The 17,138-nt window shown below is 32.4% G+C and carries 15 protein-coding genes; 10 read left to right on the forward strand and 5 right to left on the reverse strand.

What is annotated here, in order from left to right; translation table 11 throughout:
• Positions 1–110: 110 nt before the first annotated feature.
• Both LPC11_RS05435 and ccpA read left to right on the forward strand, forming a co-directional pair.
• The gene (locus LPC11_RS05435) at positions 111–1,202 is read left to right on the forward strand and encodes a bifunctional 3-deoxy-7-phosphoheptulonate synthase/chorismate mutase (RefSeq protein WP_015364895.1); all 1,092 of its coding nucleotides are present in this window, start codon (positions 111–113) and stop codon (positions 1,200–1,202) included.
• A gap of 294 nt (positions 1,203–1,496) precedes the next feature.
• Positions 1,497–2,486, forward strand: coding sequence for a catabolite control protein A (gene ccpA, locus LPC11_RS05440; RefSeq protein ID WP_023372941.1), 990 nt, complete (start codon positions 1,497–1,499; stop codon positions 2,484–2,486).
• Positions 2,487–2,851: 365 nt separating this feature from the next.
• On the opposite strand, the gene LPC11_RS05445 is transcribed toward ccpA, so the two are convergent.
• Both LPC11_RS05445 and LPC11_RS05450 read right to left on the reverse strand, forming a co-directional pair.
• Positions 2,852–4,012: an acetoin utilization protein AcuC gene (locus LPC11_RS05445; RefSeq protein ID WP_023372939.1), complete on the reverse strand. Its 1,161-nt coding sequence runs from the start codon at positions 4,010–4,012 to the stop codon at positions 2,852–2,854.
• A 21-nt stretch (positions 4,013–4,033) separates the two neighbouring features.
• A complete protein-coding gene (locus LPC11_RS05450; protein ID WP_023372937.1) occupies positions 4,034–4,666 on the reverse strand; it encodes a GNAT family N-acetyltransferase in 633 nt (210 codons plus the stop codon).
• Between the two features lie 174 nt (positions 4,667–4,840).
• Here LPC11_RS05450 and acsA point away from each other — a divergent pair, with 174 nt between their 5' ends.
• Together acsA and LPC11_RS05460 are read left to right on the forward strand one after the other, a co-directional pair.
• Positions 4,841–6,550, forward strand: coding sequence for an acetate--CoA ligase (acsA, locus tag LPC11_RS05455; protein ID WP_023372935.1), 1,710 nt, complete (start codon positions 4,841–4,843; stop codon positions 6,548–6,550).
• Positions 6,551–6,809: 259 nt separating this feature from the next.
• A complete protein-coding gene (locus LPC11_RS05460; protein WP_023372933.1) occupies positions 6,810–8,477 on the forward strand; it encodes a formate--tetrahydrofolate ligase in 1,668 nt (555 codons plus the stop codon).
• A gap of 50 nt (positions 8,478–8,527) precedes the next feature.
• On the opposite strand, the gene LPC11_RS05465 is transcribed toward LPC11_RS05460, so the two are convergent.
• On the reverse strand, positions 8,528–9,439 hold the full coding sequence (locus LPC11_RS05465; RefSeq protein WP_023372931.1) for a transglycosylase domain-containing protein: 912 nt from the start codon (positions 9,437–9,439) through the stop codon (positions 8,528–8,530).
• Positions 9,440–9,907: 468 nt separating this feature from the next.
• On the opposite strand from LPC11_RS05465, the gene tyrS reads away from it, so the two are divergent.
• From tyrS to LPC11_RS05480, 3 genes are all read left to right on the forward strand, one after another.
• Entirely contained in the window at positions 9,908–11,170 is a 1,263-nt protein-coding gene (tyrS, locus tag LPC11_RS05470; protein ID WP_023372929.1) for a tyrosine--tRNA ligase, read from the forward strand.
• Positions 11,171–11,203: 33 nt separating this feature from the next.
• Positions 11,204–11,668, forward strand: a complete 465-nt coding sequence (locus LPC11_RS05475) for a MarR family winged helix-turn-helix transcriptional regulator (protein ID WP_041613592.1) — start codon at positions 11,204–11,206, stop codon at positions 11,666–11,668.
• A 378-nt stretch (positions 11,669–12,046) separates the two neighbouring features.
• Positions 12,047–13,471 carry a DHA2 family efflux MFS transporter permease subunit gene (locus LPC11_RS05480; RefSeq protein WP_331275758.1) on the forward strand — a complete coding sequence of 475 codons (1,425 nt, stop codon included), beginning with the start codon at positions 12,047–12,049 and terminating at the stop codon, positions 13,469–13,471.
• Between the two features lie 19 nt (positions 13,472–13,490).
• Here the strand turns inward: LPC11_RS05480 and LPC11_RS05485 are convergent, their stop codons facing one another.
• Complete coding sequence (locus LPC11_RS05485; protein ID WP_374101326.1) at positions 13,491–14,729, reverse strand: S1C family serine protease; 1,239 nt, start codon at positions 14,727–14,729, stop codon at positions 13,491–13,493.
• A gap of 189 nt (positions 14,730–14,918) precedes the next feature.
• On the opposite strand from LPC11_RS05485, the gene LPC11_RS05490 reads away from it, so the two are divergent.
• The 3 genes from LPC11_RS05490 (at position 14,919) to LPC11_RS05500 (ending at position 16,408) form a co-directional block, all read left to right on the forward strand.
• A complete protein-coding gene (locus tag LPC11_RS05490) occupies positions 14,919–15,536 on the forward strand; it encodes a lysophospholipid acyltransferase family protein (RefSeq protein WP_002452185.1) in 618 nt (205 codons plus the stop codon).
• 155 nt (positions 15,537–15,691) lie between these two features.
• Positions 15,692–16,033, forward strand: coding sequence for a hypothetical protein (locus LPC11_RS05495; protein WP_023372919.1), 342 nt, complete (start codon positions 15,692–15,694; stop codon positions 16,031–16,033).
• A 60-nt stretch (positions 16,034–16,093) separates the two neighbouring features.
• Positions 16,094–16,408 carry a putative periplasmic lipoprotein gene (locus LPC11_RS05500; RefSeq protein ID WP_023372917.1) on the forward strand — a complete coding sequence of 105 codons (315 nt, stop codon included), beginning with the start codon at positions 16,094–16,096 and terminating at the stop codon, positions 16,406–16,408.
• A gap of 54 nt (positions 16,409–16,462) precedes the next feature.
• Here LPC11_RS05500 and LPC11_RS05505 read toward each other — a convergent pair whose 3' ends face one another.
• Complete coding sequence (locus tag LPC11_RS05505) at positions 16,463–16,789, reverse strand: DUF2147 domain-containing protein (RefSeq protein ID WP_023372915.1); 327 nt, start codon at positions 16,787–16,789, stop codon at positions 16,463–16,465.
• Between the last annotated feature and the right edge of the window lie 349 nt (positions 16,790–17,138).

Below are 17,138 nucleotides of genomic sequence, written 5' to 3' on the forward strand. Positions count from 1 at the left end.
AACTTGAACTATAAAATGTTAATTGTTAGAATGATTCGTAAATACATTTAATTTATCGCTTTAAAGTGATACATATAAATGTGCAACTATATGATAGAGGTGAAGTAACTATGAGTAATAAATTAGAAACGTACAGACAAGAAATTGTTTCGCTTAACGATCAGATTTTAGAATTGCTATCCCGTCGAGGTGAATTAGCACAAAAAATTGGGGAAGAAAAAATCAAGCAAGGAACACGTGTATATGACCCACAACGTGAAAAAGAAATGATCAATGACCTTTTAGATAAAAATAAAGGACCATTTAACGACAATGTCATTAAACAATTATTTAAAGAAATTTTTAAAGCCTCTACAGACTTACAAAAATCCGAAAATGAAAAGCATTTATACGTATCTCGTAAATTAAAACCAGAAGATACGATTGTTCATTTTGACAATGGTGGCATGTTCGGTGAAGGACATAAATCTTTCGTATTCGGCCCATGCTCAGTTGAATCACAAGAGCAAGTAGATGCTGTAGCAGCAGATTTACAAGCAAAAGGTGAAAAGTTCATTCGTGGCGGGGCATTTAAACCACGTACATCTCCATACGATTTCCAAGGTTTAGGTGTTGAAGGACTTAAGATTTTAAAAAATGTTAAAGATAAATATAATTTAAATGTTATTAGTGAAATCGTGAACCCAAATGACTTTGAAATTGCTGACGAATATCTTGATGTTTTCCAAATTGGTGCACGTAACATGCAAAACTTTGAATTATTAAAAGAAGCAGGACGTACTAATAAACCAATCCTTTTAAAACGTGGATTATCAGCAACGATAGAAGAATTCACATATGCAGCTGAATATATTGCTTCTCAAGGTAATAGAAATATCATTCTATGTGAACGTGGTATTAGAACATATGAAAAAGCGACTAGAAATACTTTAGATATTTCTGCAGTGCCTATTTTAAAACAAGGGACACACTTACCTGTAATGGTTGATGTAACACACAGTACAGGTCGTAAAGATATTATGTTACCAACAGCAAAAGCTGCATTAGCAGTTGGTGCTGATGGTGTTATGGCTGAGGTTCATCCGGATCCTTCAGTTGCCTTAAGTGATGCAGGTCAACAAATGGATTTAAATGAATTCAATGAATTCTATAAAGAATTAAAACCTTTAGCAGATATGTATAATGATAAAAAGCTTAAATAAAACATTAGCCTAGAACATAAAATGTTCTAGGTTTCTTTATTATGACAAATATCATCATTAAAGAGGTATTATAATAGTTTTTATTAAAAATAATTTGGCTCTATATTGAGTGGTTTCATTATTACTATCACTTCTAGTGAAGTATTTTTATAAATGAGTAATGATACTGAAAATCTGACAGAAATGTGAACGTCAAAACAAATTTATTTCACTGAATCTCTAAATATGGTAAACTTTGAAAATAATATGAAAACATGATACTAAAGCGTATGAAGCGCTTTCAAGGAGGAAACTATGACTGTAACAATATATGATGTAGCTAGAGAAGCTAGAGTGTCGATGGCAACGGTCTCTCGTGTAGTTAATGGAAATCAAAATGTTAAACCAGAAACTAGAAATAAAGTAAATGAAGTTATTAAAAAATTAAACTATCGACCTAATGCTGTTGCACGTGGACTTGCAAGTAAACGCACAACGACTGTAGGTGTAATTATCCCTGATATTTCTAATGTGTATTATTCTCAACTTGCACGTGGTTTAGAAGACATTGCAACGATGTATAAATATCATTCAATAATTTCAAATTCTGATAATGATTCAGAAAAAGAAAAAGAGATTTTTAATAATCTTTTAAGCAAACAAGTTGATGGTATTATTTTCTTAGGTGGCACTATTTCAGAAGAAATCAAAGAACTTATTAATCAATCTTCAGTTCCGGTTGTTGTATCAGGTACAAACGGTAAGGATGACCATGTTGCGTCTGTAAATATTGACTTTGAAAAAGCAGCTGAAGAGGTAACACAACAACTTATTGAACAAGGTGCTAAGTCATTTGCATTAGTAGGTGGGGATTATTCTAAGAAAGCACAAGAAGATGTACTTTCAGGCTTAAATAAAGTATTATCTGAAAATCAATTACAATTAGATAATTCACTTCATTTATCAGGTGCTGAAAGCTACAAAGAAGGTATGAAAGTCTTTGATAAAATTAAAGATCATTTACCTGATGCAGTTTTATCTATTAGTGATGAACAAGCTATCGGTATTTTACATGGTGCATTAGATGCAGGTATTAAAGTACCTGAAGAATTACAAATTGTAAGTTTCAATAATACGCGCTTAGTTGAAATGGTTCGACCACAATTATCTAGTGTGATTCAGCCATTATATGACATCGGCGCTGTCGGAATGAGATTACTAACGAAATACATGAATGAAGAAGAAATTGATGAACCAAACGTGATTTTACCACATAGAATTGAATATAGAGGAACAACTAAATAGTTAAAATAAACATACTAAGATTAGCTATGAAGAAATCTATGACGATAGATTTCATCATAGCTATTTTTTATAGTTATAGAGAGTGGGACAGAAAGAATAAAGAACCACTAACCATTTATGATGTAGTGGTTCTTACGCATTAGCCTCAGCTAATGTGTACTTTAAAATAGGAATACATGAGTGAAACTCATGCATAAGAAATACTAATATCTAAAGAAAAAGTATTTCTTTATCGTTGTCCATCCCCAACTTGCAATGTCTGTAGATTTTCTTTTCGAAATTCTCTATGTTTGGGGCCCGTCCCCCCGCGAAGGTTGACTATATATGAATGTAACTTGAAATATATATTTATGTCCCAGCCTGTTTTAATTTGAAAGGTCATACCAACTGGCAATTAAGTTTGATATACGTGCATTTTTTTCTGAAATTTCAGCAGTGCGTGGAATAAAAGTATAGTCATTCAAACGGTCTTCCCATCTTTTAGGTAGTGTTACTGAGCTATAATGCTTCCATTTATTAATCCAATTAAGAGGTAAGTAGCCTTGTTGAATCGGTTCATTAATTAAACTTAAATATAGATGGCTCCATGCACGTGGAACAACACGCCACAAATTATAGCCGCCGCCACCAAACATAATTATTCTATTATCTGTATACTTTTCAGCCAAATCTTTAATAATATATGGTAGTTGATATAGTGAACTTAACGTACAACTCATGTGAGTTAATGGGTCTCTATAATGGATATCCACACCATTAACACTTAGGATAATATCGGGTTTGAATGCAGCAATAACAGGTTCAACTGTTGATTTGAAAGATTCTAAAAATGATTCATCTTCCGTATAGGGTTCCAAAGGCACATTCACAGTATAACCATATCCGATATCTTCACCACGTTCCGTATAATGACCTGATCCTGGGAATAAAAACTTACCTGTTTCATGGATAGAGTAAGTTAAAACTTCATTACTAGTATAAAAACTCCATTGCGTTCCATCTCCATGGTGTGCATCTGTATCTATAATCATAACGCGTTGATTATAGTGATTAACTAAATATTGGGCAGTAATTGCAACATCGTTATAAATACAAAAGCCATTTGCTCGACCCGCTAAGGCATGATGTAAGCCTCCACCTAAATGGCAACCATTTGTATAGGTACCATCCATAATTTTATCAGCTAAATTAAGCGCGCCACCTACAATTCGCGCACAATGTTGATGCATGTGTCTAAAAGGTACTGTATCTTCATTAAAGCCATATTTTTTAGCTTCTTCAGCACTTAAAATACCATGAGATGCATGTTTGATGGCTTGTATATAATCATATTTATGAATCAACCCAATTTCATCATCAGTTGCAATTCTTGGTTCTAATATATTTTCTTTTGTTAAAAATTGTGCATCTAACAACAACTCAGTCGTTAATTTTAAACGCATTTGATTGAAAGGATGCTCGTTATTAAATCTATATTTTAAAATATCATCTGAATAAACATAACCTGTTTTATTTTTAGTGCTCATAAGATCATCCCTTTCAAACAACTAATAAAAGAAGCGATTTTGAAATCTAATATCATCAAATGCATGTTGTTGATCTAAAGTGATACGTTTACCAATTCTGGCCATTAAACAATTAGCCGGGTGACTGGTAATTTCAGGGTCATCAGTTGCAAATACTTCTAGACCACCTTTTTGCATTAACTTCTGCATCAACCGTTTATATTCGAATACGTCTAATTGTGCATACTTCAAATCCCAATGCCAATAATATTCAGTAGTAAGTACAATAAAGTCTTCAAATTCATCTCCAGAAAGACTAAGTTGAATTAATCGACCACCTAGATGTAGATGGCGATATGATTTACTTAATTCAATTGCACCGAGTTCTAATAAATAAGGGAGATGACCAGTAGACCATCTTTCAAGTTCATCTGGATAATGATAGGTGACGTAACCGATAATATGTTGCTCTAGTCGTATAATATATACTCTACCTTCTGGCAATGTAGTAATTTCTAACAATGCTTCAAATTGTTCTTTAGAAGAACGAAATGCATTAAGTCCTTCATCAAAAGTAAGCGTTTTCAAAAAAGAGTGTGAAACAGGGCCTTCAATTTTGTATTTGACATTATCAATTTCAATATTATCAGTAACATAAGTTTTAATGTGTTTCATTTTTTTCACATCCTCATCAAATTGCCTCAAATCCTTACTATAATTATACTTATTTTCTTGTAATATAACAAAAATGTTGTGATTAATAAATAAATGTTTTGAATAATGTGACAATTATATGTATAATTCATTTTAAAGAAAGCGATTACATAAAGTTGAAGGGGGGATTTTCTTATGAAAGTTGAAGTTTATCAAAGCGAACCTGGAAATTATAACATGCAAGATTATGAGCAAACATACAAAGATTTTGATTGGAAGAATGTTGAACAAGCCTTTTCTTGGAGTAAAACAGGAAAAATCAATATGGCATACGAATGTATCGATAGACATGTTGATGAGGGTAAGGGAGACAAAATAGCGCTCAATTATAAAGACGAGCGACGTCATGAATCTTATACGTTTGAAGATATGAAAAAATACTCAAATAAGGCAGCAAATGTATTAAAAAATGAAGCTGATGTTAAAAAAGGGGATAGAGTATTTATCTTTATGTCAAGAACGCCAGAATTGTATTTCGCTTTCTTAGGAATTTTGAAAATTGGTGCAATCGTTGGACCATTATTTGAAGCATTTATGGAAAAAGCTGTTACAGATCGTTTAGAAAATAGTGAAGCAAAAGTAATCATTACAAATAAAGCATTGTTGCCTAGAATCCCAAAAGATAAATTACCACATTTAGAAAAAATTGTTGTTGTCGATGATGATGTTGAAGAAGGCTATGTAGATTTTAACCATTCTTTTAAAGAAGCAAGCGAAGATTTCGATATTGAATGGTTAAATGAAGATGATGGTCTCATCTTACATTATACATCTGGTTCTACAGGACAACCTAAAGGTGTATTACATGTCCAAAAAGCAATGTTGGTACATTACATTTCAGGTAAATACGTCCTAGACTTACAAGATGATGATGTATATTGGTGTACAGCAGATCCTGGTTGGGTAACTGGTACGTCATATGGTGTTTTTGCACCTTGGTTAAATGGTGTGACAAATTGTATTGTTGGCGGACGTTTCTCTCCTGAACAGTGGTATAAAATGATTCAAGACTTTAAAGTGACAGTGTGGTATACTGCGCCAACTGCCTTAAGAATGTTAATGAGTGCCGGTGACGATGTCGTAGATAAATATGATTTATCTTCACTACGTTCAATTTTATCTGTTGGTGAACCGTTAAATCCTGAAGTAATTAAATGGTCTAAAGATGTATTCCATAAACGTGTGTTAGATACTTGGTGGATGACAGAAACAGGCGGACACATGATTGTGAACTATCCAGCAATGGATATTAAATTAGGATCAATGGGTAAACCATTACCAGGTATTGAAGCGGCAATTGTTGATGATGAAGGTAATGAGTTACCTCCAAATCGTATGGGTAATCTAGCCATTAAAAAAGGGTGGCCTTCAATGATGCATGCAATCTGGAAAAATCCAGAAAAATATGATTCATATTTTATTGGTGATTGGTATGTTTCAGGAGACTCTGCTTATAAAGATGAAGATGGTTACTACTGGTTCCAAGGTAGAGTTGATGATGTCATTATGACTGCTGGTGAACGTGTCGGCCCATTCGAAGTAGAATCAAAATTAGTAGAACATGAGGCAGTAGCTGAAGCAGGTGTTATCGGTAAACCTGATCCAGTACGAGGTGAAATCATTAAAGCGTTTGTAGCTTTAAGAGAAGGTTATGAACCATCAGATGAATTAAAACAAAGTATTAAACAATTTGTTAAAGAAGGATTATCAGCACATTCAGCACCTCGCGAAATTGAATTTAAAGACAAATTACCTAAAACACGCTCTGGTAAAATTATGCGCCGTGTATTAAAAGCTTGGGAATTAGATTTAGATGCTGGTGACTTAAGTACAATGGAAGATTAGATGATTGACTAAGTAGTGTTAGCAAAATAACTATTTCCATACATTAACGATTAAGATAAATATGATTGAGTTTAGTTTTTCTAGACTCAATCATATTTTTTGAATATTTCTAATAATAGTAATGTAAACGCTATCAAATATTCGACATCATTGATTGAGTCGGTTATTATTAAAGTTGTAAGAGAATGAGAGTCATTACATATCAAACATTCTTACACTTATTTTTCTATTTATATTATTTACAAGGGGTTGAAATAAGTTGGCACATTTATCAGATTTAGAAATTGCGAATCAATCAAAAATTAGACCTATTAGTGAAATAGCTAAAGAGGCAGGGATTCCATCAGAAGCCTTAGAGCAATATGGACATTACAAGGCTAAAATTGATATTAACCAAATAAAACCTAAAGATAATAAGGGTAAAGTTGTATTAGTAACAGCAATGAGTCCAACACCAGCTGGAGAAGGTAAATCGACAGTTACAGTTGGTCTATCAGATGCATTTCATGAATTAAAAAAGAAAGTCATGGTAGCATTACGTGAGCCAGCATTAGGACCAACATTTGGTATCAAAGGTGGCGCTACTGGTGGTGGATACGCACAAGTATTACCAATGGAAGATATCAATTTACACTTTAATGGTGACTTCCATGCGATTACTACAGCGAATAATGCATTATCAGCATTTATTGATAACCACTTACATCAAGGTAATGAATTAGGTATCGATCAACGTCGCATTGAATGGAAACGTGTATTAGATATGAATGATCGAGCTTTACGTCATGTTAATGTTGGACTAGGTGGTCCAACAAATGGAGTACCACGTGAAGACGGCTTTAATATTACAGTCGCATCTGAAATTATGGCTATTTTATGTCTTAGCCGAAGCATTAAAGACTTAAGAGAAAAAATTAGTAAAATCACAATTGGTTATACACGTGATCGTAAGCCTGTGACTGTTGCTGATTTAAAAGTTGAAGGTGCTTTAGCGATGATTTTAAAAGATGCAATTAAACCTAACTTAGTACAATCAATTGAGGGAACACCTGCACTTGTACACGGTGGACCATTCGCTAATATCGCACATGGATGTAACTCTATTTTAGCGACAGAAACTGCACGTGAATTAGCTGATATTGTAGTTACTGAAGCAGGATTTGGTTCTGATTTAGGTGCTGAGAAATTCATGGATATCAAAGCACGTGAAGCAGGTTTCGAACCATCAGCTGTTGTTGTAGTAGCAACTGTACGTGCTTTAAAAATGCATGGTGGCGTTGCGAAAGATAATTTAAAAGAAGAGAATGTAGATGCTGTTAAAGCAGGTATCGTTAACTTAGAACGTCATGTAAATAATATTAAGAAGTTTGGTGTGGAACCAGTGGTAGCTATCAATGCATTTATCCATGATACAGATGCAGAAATTGAATTTGTTAAATCATGGGCTAAAGAAAATGGCGTAAGAATCGCATTGACCGAAGTTTGGGAAAAAGGTGGTAAAGGTGGCGTTGATCTTGCTAACGAAGTATTAGAAGTAATTGATCAACCTCAAAACTTCAAACCACTTTACGAATTGAATCAACCTTTAGAAGATAAAATTGAAACAATCGTTAAAGAAATCTACGGTGGTTCAAAAGTAACATTCTCAAGTAAAGCTCAAAAACAATTAAAACAATTTAAAGACAATGGGTGGGATCATTATCCAATCTGTATGGCTAAAACGCAATACTCATTTAGTGATGATCAAACAGCTTTAGGAGCACCTAGTGATTTTGAAATTACAATTCGTGAATTAGAAGCGAAAACAGGTGCAGGATTTATTGTTGCATTAACAGGTGCAATTATGACAATGCCTGGCTTACCTAAAAAACCAGCTGCATTAAATATGGATGTTACAGATGATGGACATGCGGTAGGTTTATTCTAAATATACTTAAGAAACCCGGTAATGTAATGATCATTACCGGGTTTTGTTATTTAACTCGCATTTTTATTAGGTTTTGTAAGTAAATGTGATTTAATACGATATTTTAATGCTTCTTTATATTCATTTTTAGATATTTTTTCTTCTACTAACATACGTTTTAGTACGTAATGTTGTCTTTGAATACTATAGTCTATTTGATGATTTGGTTTTAAATCACCATTTTCATCATAGGGTGTATAACCATAAGGGCTTTGTAATAAGCCGATTAAATAAGCTGATTGTGCAATATTTAAATCTTTAGGTGGAATTCCAAATAAACTATAGGAAGCAGAGGAGATACCTGTTATATTGGCACCGTTATAATCTCTACCAAAAGGTACAATATTTAAATACGTATAAATAATTTCTTTTTTAGATAATATACGTTCAAGTCTTTGCGCCAAAATAATTTCATTAGCTTTTCGACTATAAGTTTTTTCATTAGAAAGTACTTGGTTTTTAATCAATTGCTGCGTTATCGTGCTCCCACCTGAACTTTGCTCATTTTGCATTATATCTTGAAACATTGCTCGAATAATAGCCTTAGGTAAAATACCATTATGTTGAAAGAATAAAGTATCTTCTGAAGAGGTTAATGCTTTAATGACCTCTGGACTAACATGTTTTGGACCAACTATTAATGAATTTAAAGAATGATCATATTCATCTAAAATGTCATTATTTTTATAATTAATTAGGTCATCTCCAGCAAAGTGAATCACCTTATGTTTAAGTGCGTTATCACTTATCGATGAAGCTTCTTTGGTCAATTGATGAAAGTATATGACGGCTGCTAACAGGATAATAATCGTAAACATCAAACCAATTAAAAAAATAGAAACGATGATATGTTTGAGTTGCTTATATTTCTTTTCAAATCGAAACATTTTATCTTGTTGTTGTTGTTTCATCATATTATCCATAGCAAACCTCCTTTATTTAGACTTATTATAACATAGTCGTAAAGTTGACTTTTAAAATAATGTTAACTATAATTAATGGCAAATACATAAGTTTCAGATGAAGGACAAGTAGCTTTTTAGAGATTTCAAGAGAGTTAGTGGTTGCTGAGAACTAACATGATCTATCTAGTGAATACACCTTATATAACAGTCTGACGTTTGATTAATGAACGTATCATTAGTAAAGAGAAAAGAGAGTGTATATGGATTTTATGATTAAATCTAAATATACCTTTAATTCAAGTATGGTGGTACCGTGCAATTGCGCCCTTACATGTAAATAAGATGTAAGGGTGCTTTTTTGTTGATTAAATAAATCTATAAATCATACTTAAATAGTTGTTCAAATATTTAGAATCGGTCTTTAATTCTAAGTTTTACGTTCATCTAAACTTATGAAAAATACAGATATATAGGAGGAAGAGAAATATGACAAATGCATTAATTGAAGATTTAAAGTGGCGTGGCCTGATTTATCAGCAAACAGATGAAGCGGGAATAGAGGAATTATTAAATAAAGAGCAAGTAACGCTATATTGTGGTGCAGACCCAACAGCAGATAGTTTACATATTGGTCATCTACTTCCGTTCTTAACATTAAGACGTTTCCAAGAACACGGACATCGTCCAATTGTTCTAATCGGTGGCGGTACAGGTATGATTGGAGATCCATCAGGTAAATCAGAAGAACGTGTGTTACAAACAGAAGAACAAGTAGAAGCTAATGTCCAAGGTATTAGTAATCAAATGCATAAATTATTTGAATTTGGTACCGATAAAGGAGCAGTTTTAGTAAATAATAAAGACTGGTTAGGTCAAATTTCATTAATTAGTTTTTTACGTGATTATGGTAAGCATGTCGGTGTCAATTACATGTTAGGTAAAGATTCTATTCAAACTCGTTTAGAACATGGTATTTCATATACTGAATTTACGTATACTATTTTACAGGCTATCGATTTCGGACACTTGAATCGTGAATTAAATTGTAAAATTCAAGTCGGTGGTTCAGACCAATGGGGTAACATTACAAGCGGTATCGAATTGATGAGACGTATGTATGGTCAAACTGAAGCTTATGGATTAACAATTCCTTTAGTAACAAAATCGGATGGTAAGAAATTTGGTAAATCAGAATCAGGTGCTGTTTGGCTAGATGCTGATAAAACAAGCCCATACGAATTTTATCAATTCTGGATTAATCAATCAGATGAAGATGTCATCAAGTTCTTAAAATACTTTACATTCTTGAGTAAAGAAGAAATCGATCAGTTAGAACAGTCTAAAGAAGCAGCACCTCACAAACGTGAAGCTCAAAAAGCTTTAGCTGAAAATGTGACACGCTTTATCCATGGTGAAGACGCCTTAAATGATGCGATTAGAATTTCACAAGCATTATTTAGCGGTGATTTAAAATCTTTATCAGCAAAAGAATTAAAAGAAGGTTTTAAAGACGTACCTCAAGTTGAATTATCTAAGGATACAACTAATATTATTGATGCATTGATTGAAACAGGGATTGGATCATCTAAACGTCAAGCTCGTGAAGATGTTAATAATGGTGCGATTTATATTAATGGTGAACGTCAACAAGATGTTAATTATGCATTAACTGATGAAGATAAAATCGAAGGTGCATTTACGATTATTCGTAGAGGTAAAAAGAAATACTTCATGGTTAACTATAAATAGTAGTTGCAATATGTTGTGTCTAGGAGGTAAAGCGTGAATAAAGAAGAAGTCATCATGACAGGATTACGTAACGTGTTTAATAAAATAGCATGGCTAAATAAAAGTGAAATGCAAGAGGCATTAAAGGATTATAAGTCTAGTGAAGTGCATTGCATTGAAGCGATACATGAATTAGACAATCCAAACGTTAGAAGTTTAACGGAGCAGCTATTTATGACTAGAGGTGCAATTAGTAAATTAACAAAACGATTACAATCTAAAAAGTTAATTGAAAGTTATCAAAGTGAGCATAATAAAAAAGAAATTTATTTTCGACTTACGCCTAAAGGCCAACAAGTTTATCACACACATCAACAACTTCATGCAAAATTTGATGCGCGAGATCAAGATGTTTTTGAAAGTTTAACACAACAAGAGTTTGAAAGTATTCAACATTTTATAGAAAAGTATAATCAACATTTGGATAAAGAAATTAAAAATAAAAGACTACAACATTAAGTATGATATTTCGGCTAAAGACTGGGACATTAATATATATTTCAAGTTACATTCATTTCTAGTCAACCTTGCGGGGGGACGGTCCCCAAACATAGAGAATTTCGAAAAGAAAATCTACAAACAATGCAAGTTGGGGATGGACAACGATAAAGAAATACTTTTTCTTTAGAAATTAGTATTTCTTATGCATGAGTTTCACTCATGTATTCCTATTTTATAGCTCACATTAGCTGTGGCTAATGCGTAAGAACCACTACATCATAAATGATTAGTGGTTCTTTATTATTTCTGTCCCACTTCTTTTTTATCGGAATTTTGTTGACAAGGAAACTAAAAAGGTGTAAGTTTGTTGACGAAGAAACAAAAAGGAGACGTTATATGTCAAAGCAAACTACACAACATCAAATACCAAAAGAAACAATGAATGCGGCATGGGCAATTGCGATTGGAGCCATTGCTCCTATGCTAGATTCAACTATGATTAATATTGGTATTCAACAGCTTAATCAAACATTTCATACTAATATAGATATCGTTCAATGGGGTATTACAGGATATATTTTAGCACTTGCTATAGCTATTCCTTTTTCTGGGTGGTTAATGAATCATTTTAATAGTAAATATACTTTTATTATAGCTATGATGGTTTTCGGTATTACTTCATTATTTGTAGGTATCAGTCAGTCAGTGGGTATATTTATTTTGTTTAGAATCTTTCAAGGATTTAGTGCAGGTGTTATTACATCACTTATGTTTACCTTACTTGTAAAGACTGCTGGACAAGATCATATAGGGAAGGTTATGGCTATAGTCAGTACACCTATGATTTTTGGACCAATACTTGGACCAACATTAGGTGGATTTATTATTCATTTTGCATCATGGCGTTGGATGTTTTTTATTAACATAGTCGTTTCACTCGTTTCTGTACCGCTAATGATGAAATATGTACCATCATTCAAACCATTTGATAAACATAAAAAATTAGATATATGGGGAATCCTTTTATTAAGCATTACGAGTGCTACATTAATATATGGTATAAGTCAAGCTGGGACTATAGGTTCATTTATAGATAGTAAAGTAATGACATTCATATTAATTGGAGTGGCTGCTATTGTTGTTTATATTTTTTATAACAAACAACGCCATTTTGATACGGTACTACCTTTAAATTTATTTAAAAGTAAAACGTATTCAGCTTCAATGACAGGATTATTATTAGCAAATGTAGGTATTATGGGGCCGATGGTTATTCTACCTTTATACTTTCAAGAATTTAAAGGTTACTCCGCTGTTGGTGCAGCACTAGCGCTAATTCCTCAAGGTATAGGTATGTTAATTACACGACCATATATCGGAACATATATTGATCGAATAGGGGCAAAAAAGGTTATATCTATTAGTATCGTGATTGCTATTCTTGGTACAATTCCATTGATGTTTGTTAATAATGAATCATCTATTGTATGGTTGTCGTTCATTTTGTTTATTCGTGGATGTAGTGTTGGTGGCATCAATTTAGGTTTAATGGCCGATGCCTATAAGGGTGTTTCTCAGAATCAGTTATCTGAAGCTGGGGTAGGAATTAACATGATTGAAAATATCGGCGCAAGTTTTGGTACTGCAATCATAGCAACCGTTGTAGCTTCTAATTTATCCATGAGACATAGTCATCATGAAATGAGTCATTCAATTGTGGGCTTTCATGAAGGTTTTCTAGTTTCAATGGTTGCGATTATACTTATTTTAATTCCAACTTATTACTTAGGTAAAAATAAAACAGGTATGGATGAAAACTAATTTCATCCATACCTGTTATTTATTCTGCAAATTGGCCTTGTTTTTCTGAAGAAGACTGGCTAGTTGACTGAACTTGTTTCTTTAGTTTTACATCAATTGTTTCAGTTTTACCATCTCGAATAATCGTCAACTTAACATGTTCACCTGGTTTCTTATTTTCATATAGGTATGTTCGTAAATCTGTGTCTTCTTTTACTGATTTTCCGTCTACCTTAGTAATAATATCTCCTTTTTTCAAGTCACTATCGTGATCAACTTTGGCTACATAAACACCTGATTGATTATCCGTATTTAATTCTTTTTTATATGAATCTGGAATATCGCTTAAATTAATTAAGCCGATACCTATAGAAGGACGTTCAATTTTACCGTGTTTAACTAATTGTTCAATGGTAACTTTGACCTCGTTACTTGGTATAGCGAATCCAATTCCTTCAACTTGTTCAGAGGCTATTTTCATAGAGTTTATCCCAACCAGATTACCGTTGATATCTACTAAGGCACCACCAGAGTTACCAGGATTAATTGCTGCATCAGTTTGAAGGACATTCACTTTTGTATTTCCACCAGTGGTATTTGCATCAATAGTACGTTCATTTGCTGAAATAATACCTGAAGTAACTGAATTAGCAAATTCTAGGCCTAGAGGGTTACCCATAGCAAATACGCTATCACCTGTCTGGACTTTAGATGAATTAGCAAAGTCTATAGCTTTGATACCTTTAGTATTATTAATTTTTAATACAGCAATATCAGTGACTGCGTCTTTACCAACTAATTTTGCTTTAACTTGTTTAGAATTGTGTAACTGAACCTTAATCTCAGAAGCACCATCGATAACGTGATTATTGGTAACGATATATGCTGAACCATCACTTATTTGATAGATAACACCTGACCCAATACCTGCTTCTTCCGGCTTAGATGTCTTACCATTCAATAGATCATCCAGGTTCGTTGACTTTTGCATATTTATAACACCGACAATTGCTGGTGATACATCTTTAATCATCTCATGAACTGAACTATATTTATCACTTTTACCGTCCAATTGGTTACCACCTTTACTATTAGAAGCTTCATTAACAGTGGCACCATTTTGATTGAAAATAGTATGATCTAGTAGTTTGCCAATACCCAATACAAGTAATGCACCTATGATACCTGCAATTAATGCAACGAGTATAGTTTTAAACCATGGAAACTTAGGTTTATTATATCGAGATGGCTGATTGTTAGAATCAATGGATTGATTCATTTGTGTATAATCTGACATATTTGACCTCCAATTTAATTATTCTCACAATATAATTATGTAATTTTTTTCACAAAAACGCTAGTTTTCTGCAATCAGACTTTAGACTTATTTCATGCTTATCTTGTTCAACAAGTATGTAAATGATAAAATCTAAATGTTAAATAGAAAACAATAAGAGTAGGTGTAACTATGTATAGAGTGATTAGTAGTATCTTGTATTTTATTTTAGTGAAGTTAGGTAAATCTTTATTTGTTATTGGTAAAGAAAATGTACCAAAAGACAATCAATATGTTGTGACTTGTACGCATGAAAGTTATAACGAAGTGATTATGTTAGGTATGGCTATTTATCCAAACCAAATCCATTATATGGCTAAAAAAGAATTGTTTAGTAATAAATGGGGCGGTAAATTTTTAACTGCATTAAATGCATTTCCGGTTGATAGAGAAAATCCAGGGCCAAGTACATTAAAAAGACCGATTAAATTATTAAAAGAAAACAAAACAGTTGGTATATTCCCAACTGGTCATAGAACATCTGCAGAAGGTGCACCATTAAAACGTGGTGCGGCAACAATAGCCATGTTAGGTAAAGCACCTATATTACCTGCAGCATATGTAGGTCCGAAAAAATTACATGGACTCGTAACTGGGCAAGCTTTGATAAAGTTTGGTGAACCTATTGATACAAGTAATTTACCAAAAGACTTAAAAAGAAATGAAAAAGTAGATTATTTAACAAAAGAAATCGAACGTCAAACAACAGCATTGCAAAAAGAATTAAATGAATTAGCTAAAAATTTATAATTAAACATTAAGGTTGGATAGGGATTCAATGAAATATTTTGAATCATATCCAACCTTTTTAATATGTTTTTTAATGTATAAGTAAATAGACAATATGTGTCCGCCATCATTGTTATGATGTACAAAACATTTTAAATTTTAGGGGGACATTTTAAATGAAAAGAATAATTGTATTATGTTTAGGCATGCTTATTTTGTTAGCAGCATGCGGTAGTGAAGTAGATGGTACATATAAAAATGATGAGATGAGCATTAAAGCAAGTAAAGATAGTGATCGTGCAACTTTACATCTAAAATCACTAGAAAATGACGGTGGAATGTTCGGTGTAGAAAAGAATGATGGAAATGTTGAAGGGCGAATTGATAAAGATAAAAAAACAATGTCATTTGATGTTCAGGGTGAAACCATGAAATTTGATTATAAAGTTAAAGGGGATAAACTCATATTAATTAATCCAGATAAAGATGATGAAAAAATTGAATTGAAAAAGGAGTAATTTAATTTTTATAGTAGAAAAAGAATTTCACTGAATTGTAAACTGAAAGGTGCTAACAATATGAAGAAATTAATAGCAGTTACACTTACGATGCTATTTTTATTAACAGCTTGTAGTAATCAAATCTATGGTAAATATAAGGTGAAAGACAACGGTGGGACGATAGAAATTAAGAAAAACGATAAGGTTGAGGTTTCTAATGAAAATGAAAAAGGCGTCTTGCATGGTAAAATTAATAAAGATGATCAAATCATAACTGTATATTATGGAAATCATCCAATGAAAATGGACTATAAGCTAGAAGATGATACATTAGAATTAAAGTTAAAGGCTGGTTCTGATGAAGAAGTTGTCAAAGCAAAAAAAGTAAAATAATAATTATATATAACGCCCGTAAAAATCATGATTTGATTTTTACGGGCATTAATTTTATTGTTTGATTTTCTCGAATTTTCTCTCACTATCATCGGGTTTTTCATCCGGTTTTTCTAACGCATAAATCGCCTTTTTACCAACTTTTAAATAACCAGTTGAACCGCCCAAATTAATTTTTGCAAGGCCTTTATGGTCCTTATCATCTTTTATTGACCCTTCTGCAGTATCGCCGTCAGTTGTGACTTTAAGGGATTCACCTTTAATAGTGATTATATCACCATTCTCATTTTGCCATTTACCTTCAGCCTTTTTAGTAGGGCTACTTGAACATGCTACTAATAATACACTTAAAATTGAAATTAATACTAAAATCTTTTTCATATAGCTCAACCTCCTTATTGATTGGCCTCATTTTATCAAAAAATCAAAAAGTTGTGTATAACATATTTTGCTTAATTTGTTATAAATAGATTAGTATAAAATATCATAATTACTTTTATTTCAATTCGAGTTTTAATACATGTGTTAATTATCAAATTTGGAAAAACAAAAAACTTGAAAAGTTCATAATTAGCATGAAAATGCAATTTTAATTATCTATTGATTCTGATACAATATGTAAGGATATAAGTTGATATGACAGTGATTTACATCATTTTTCATACATATAAATTTACCAATTGGATGATAAAGATGAGAAGTTAAAAATTGTTATTTAATCATTCAACAA

The organism is Staphylococcus sp. HL28 (assembly GCF_021117155.1).
GTDB lineage: Bacteria > Bacillota > Bacilli > Staphylococcales > Staphylococcaceae > Staphylococcus > Staphylococcus warneri.

Excerpts from the sequence above, each read along its gene's own strand:
- LPC11_RS05435 (WP_015364895.1), top strand. The coding sequence starts at position 111 with ATGAGTAATAAATTAGAAACGTACAGACAAGAAATTGTTTCGCTTAAC.
- LPC11_RS05465 (WP_023372931.1), bottom strand. The coding sequence starts at position 9,439 with ATGGATAATATGATGAAACAACAACAACAAGATAAAATGTTTCGATTT.
- LPC11_RS05500 (WP_023372917.1), top strand. The coding sequence starts at position 16,094 with ATGAAGAAATTAATAGCAGTTACACTTACGATGCTATTTTTATTAACA.
- ccpA (WP_023372941.1), top strand. The coding sequence starts at position 1,497 with ATGACTGTAACAATATATGATGTAGCTAGAGAAGCTAGAGTGTCGATG.
- LPC11_RS05445 (WP_023372939.1), bottom strand. The coding sequence starts at position 4,012 with ATGAGCACTAAAAATAAAACAGGTTATGTTTATTCAGATGATATTTTA.
- LPC11_RS05505 (WP_023372915.1), bottom strand. The coding sequence starts at position 16,789 with ATGAAAAAGATTTTAGTATTAATTTCAATTTTAAGTGTATTATTAGTA.
- LPC11_RS05450 (WP_023372937.1), bottom strand. The coding sequence starts at position 4,666 with ATGAAACACATTAAAACTTATGTTACTGATAATATTGAAATTGATAAT.
- LPC11_RS05490 (WP_002452185.1), top strand. The coding sequence starts at position 14,919 with ATGTATAGAGTGATTAGTAGTATCTTGTATTTTATTTTAGTGAAGTTA.
- LPC11_RS05495 (WP_023372919.1), top strand. The coding sequence starts at position 15,692 with ATGAAAAGAATAATTGTATTATGTTTAGGCATGCTTATTTTGTTAGCA.
- LPC11_RS05480 (WP_331275758.1), top strand. The coding sequence starts at position 12,047 with ATGTCAAAGCAAACTACACAACATCAAATACCAAAAGAAACAATGAAT.
- tyrS (WP_023372929.1), top strand. The coding sequence starts at position 9,908 with ATGACAAATGCATTAATTGAAGATTTAAAGTGGCGTGGCCTGATTTAT.
- acsA (WP_023372935.1), top strand. The coding sequence starts at position 4,841 with ATGAAAGTTGAAGTTTATCAAAGCGAACCTGGAAATTATAACATGCAA.
- LPC11_RS05485 (WP_374101326.1), bottom strand. The coding sequence starts at position 14,729 with ATGAATCAATCCATTGATTCTAACAATCAGCCATCTCGATATAATAAA.